At 69.8% G+C, this 2,997-nt stretch carries 4 protein-coding genes; 3 read left to right on the forward strand and 1 reads right to left on the reverse strand.

All coding sequences use genetic code 11. The features are described 5' to 3' along the window. The 3 genes from PKE44_RS17460 to PKE44_RS17470 all read left to right on the forward strand — a co-directional run. Nucleotides 1-937 (forward strand): DUF6635 family protein (locus PKE44_RS17460; RefSeq protein WP_324553810.1); only part of this gene is annotated, 937 nt, incomplete at its 5' end. A 98-nt stretch (nucleotides 938-1,035) separates the two neighbouring features. Beyond that, a complete protein-coding gene (locus tag PKE44_RS17465; protein ID WP_324553812.1) occupies nucleotides 1,036-1,263 on the forward strand; it encodes a DUF433 domain-containing protein in 228 nt (75 codons plus the stop codon). Further along, nucleotides 1,260-1,592, forward strand: a complete 333-nt coding sequence (locus PKE44_RS17470; RefSeq protein ID WP_324553813.1) for a DUF5615 family PIN-like protein — start codon at nucleotides 1,260-1,262, stop codon at nucleotides 1,590-1,592. The genes PKE44_RS17465 and PKE44_RS17470 overlap by 4 nt, the downstream gene beginning before the upstream one ends. An 83-nt stretch (nucleotides 1,593-1,675) precedes the next feature. Here PKE44_RS17470 and PKE44_RS17475 read toward each other — a convergent pair. After that, nucleotides 1,676-2,997: NarK family nitrate/nitrite MFS transporter (locus tag PKE44_RS17475; RefSeq protein ID WP_324553815.1), on the reverse strand; the 1,322-nt coding region annotated here is incomplete at its 5' end.

Below are 2,997 nucleotides of genomic sequence, written 5' to 3' on the forward strand. Positions count from 1 at the left end.
CGTCGCCGCGGCCGGTCAGGCCTGGCTTGCCGGGCGCCGCACCCGTGTCGCGCCGTTCGCGCGCCGGCATTTCGGCTGGCGCGGCGCCTGGCGGCTGAACCGGCGGGCCTTCGGCAAGGATCTGCTGCGTGCGCCGGTCAACGTGCTGTGGGCCGCACCGCACCTGCTGCTGCAGCTCGGGGCCAGAGCCGGGCGCAAGGCCGGGCTGAAACGCACGGCCGAGCGGCTGGAGCAGCTGCCGGCGGGCTGGCGCACCGATGTCGAACGCGAGCTGGAATGGCTGATCCGCACCGAGCTGCTGGAGCTGCCCTGCACGCAGCCCGGACGCACGAGTCCGCGCGACACGCTGTTCGAGGCCGTGCTCGCGCAGCCGGCCGTCGCCGGCGCGCTGGTCGAGGCGCTGCAGGCCCTCGATGCGCTCGGGCAGCGGACGGAGCTGCACGGGCGGCTCGCCGACTTCCTGCGCCAGTACACCGACACGCGCGCGGCGGCGGCCGATCTCGCCAACTCGCTGCTGGCGCTCGCGGCCGGCGCCGCGGCCTTCCAGTCCTTCACGCCCGGCACCGTGGCGATGGGCGCGGCGGCCGCGGCCGGCATCGCGCAGCAGCTCGCCGTCGCCAACTTCACGCTCGGCCCGACGCTCGGCGCGCTGTGGTACGGCGTGTTCCCGGCCAGCGCCTCGGCCGGTCTGGTCGCGGCGACCACCGGCGGCCTGATCGCCGCACTCGGCGTGCTCGCCGCCTGCTCGGGCCTCGTCACCGACCCGCTGCAGCAGGCGCTCGGCCTGCACGAACGTCGCCTGCACAAGCTGCTCGACGCGCTCGACGCCGAACTCGCCGGCCAGAGCCCGCGCGGCCCGGCGCTGCGCGACGCCTACGTCGCGCGCGTGTTCGACCTGCTCGACCTGATCCAGACGGCGGCGAAGGCGCTGCGGTGAAGGCAGGTGCAGCGACTGCCCTGTTGGCGGTGGCTGGACGTTCGGGATGGGGGGCGTAAAGTCCGGAAAACACACACGGGCACCGCGAGGGCAGACCGATGGACATCGCCGAACGCATCACCATCGAGCCGGGCAAGCGGGGTGGTCGCGCGTGCGTGCGCGGTATGCGCATCGCGGTCGCGGACGTGCTCGGCTGGCTGGCGCAGGGAATGACGGTGGCCGAGATCGTCGCCGACTACCCGGAGCTGGAGCCCGAGGATGTGTCGGCCTGTCTGACGTTCGCGGCCGAGCGGGAGCGGGGCACCGTGACGGTGCATGCCGCTTGAAGCTGCTGCTCGACCAGAACCTGTCGCGGCGACTCGTACCGGTGCTGCAGGCCGCCTACCCGGGCAGCACACAGGTGGCATTGCTGGGGCTGGCGTGCGCGAGCGATCGGGACATCCGTGATCATGCTGCGCAGCATGGCTATGTCATCGTGACCAAGGATGCCGATTTCCGGGACATGGCAGTCCTGCATGGCGTGCCTCCACGGATCATCTGGCTGAGGAGCGGCAACGGCCCGAGACAGGCGGTCGCCGAACGGTTGCTGGCCGCTCATCCGATGCTGGAAGCCGCGTTTGCGGATCCCGCGACCGTCTGCATCGAACTCTGCTGACGGAACCCGCTGCGCTTCCCGCCAAAAACCGACGGCCCCGTCTCCGGGGCCGTCGTCGTCGTTGCCGGCGAATCAGGGGCGGTTCAGCACGGCGCTTCCGCACCCTTGCGCGAGTACCACCACCAGGTCACCACGATGCAGCTCACGTAGAACGCCACGAAGCCGATCAGGGCCGCGGTCGCGCTGCCGGTCAGCTCGATCGAGGTGCCGAAGCTCTTCGGGATGAAGAAGCCGCCGTAGGCGCCGATCGCGCCGGAGAAGCCGAGCACGGCGGCGGCCTCCTTGTTCGCGTCCTTGATCGCCTGCTCCTGCGCGGCCTCGCCCTGACCGGCCGCCGCGCGCTGGCGCTCGGTCATGAAGATCACCGGGATCATGCGGAAGGTCGAGCCGTTGCCGATGCCGGTGGTCACGAACAGCACCATGAACATCAGCAGGAAGCCGGCGAAGCTGCCGCCCTGGCCGGCGTGCGGCAGGAAGGCCATGACGCCGAACACCGCCGCGATCATCGCGATGAAGTTCCAGAAGGTCACGCGCGCGCCGCCGAGCTTGTCCGAGAGCCAGCCGCCGACCGGGCGGATCAGCGCGCCGACCAGCGGGCCGAGGAACGCGTACTGCGTCGGGTTCACGTCCGGGAACTGCGTCTTGGTCAGCAGCGGGAAGCCCGCCGAGAAGCCGATGAACGAGCCGAAGGTGCCGAGGTACAGCCAGCACATCAGCCAGTTGTGCTTGCGCTTGAAGATCACCGCCTGATCCTTGAACGAGGATTTCGCCGAGGCGATGTCGTTCATGCCGAACCACGCGGCGATCGCCGACGCGATGATGAACGGCACCCAGATGAAGCCGGCGTTCTGCAGCCACATCTGCTTGGTGACGTCGCCCTTGGTCCAGGTCAGCGGCTCGCCGCCGAGACCGCCGAACACGCTGGCGGTGATGACCAGCGGCACGACGAACTGCACGGTGGATACGCCGAGGTTGCCGAGGCCGGCGTTGAGGCCGAGCGCCGTGCCCTTCTGCGACTTCGGGAAGAAGAAGCTGATGTTGGCCATCGAGCTGGAGAAGTTGCCGCCGCCGAAGCCGCACAGCAGCGCGAGGATCAGCATCACGAGGTACGGCGTTTCGGGGTTCTGCACCGCGAAGCCGATCCAGATGCACGGGAGCAGCAGCGAGGCGGTGCTGATCGTGGTCCAGCGCCGGCCGCCGAAGATCGGCACGATGAAGCTGTAGAAGATGCGCAGCGTCGCGCCCGACAGCGCCGGCAGCGCGGCGAGCCAGAACAGCTGGTTGGCCGAGTACTTGAAGCCGAGGTTCGGCAGGTTCACGACCACGACCGACCAGACCATCCACACCGCGAACGCGAGCAGCAGGTTCGGGATCGAGATCCACAGATTGCGCTGCGCGATCTTCC

Source organism: Plasticicumulans sp., assembly GCF_035331805.1.
In the GTDB taxonomy this organism is placed as follows: domain Bacteria; phylum Pseudomonadota; class Gammaproteobacteria; order Competibacterales; family Competibacteraceae; genus Plasticicumulans.

What these genes read in the sequence shown, in the direction of transcription:
- PKE44_RS17465 (WP_324553812.1), top strand. Translation starts at nt 1,036, where the DNA reads ATGGACATCGCCGAACGCATCACCATCGAGCCGGGCAAGCGGGGTGGT.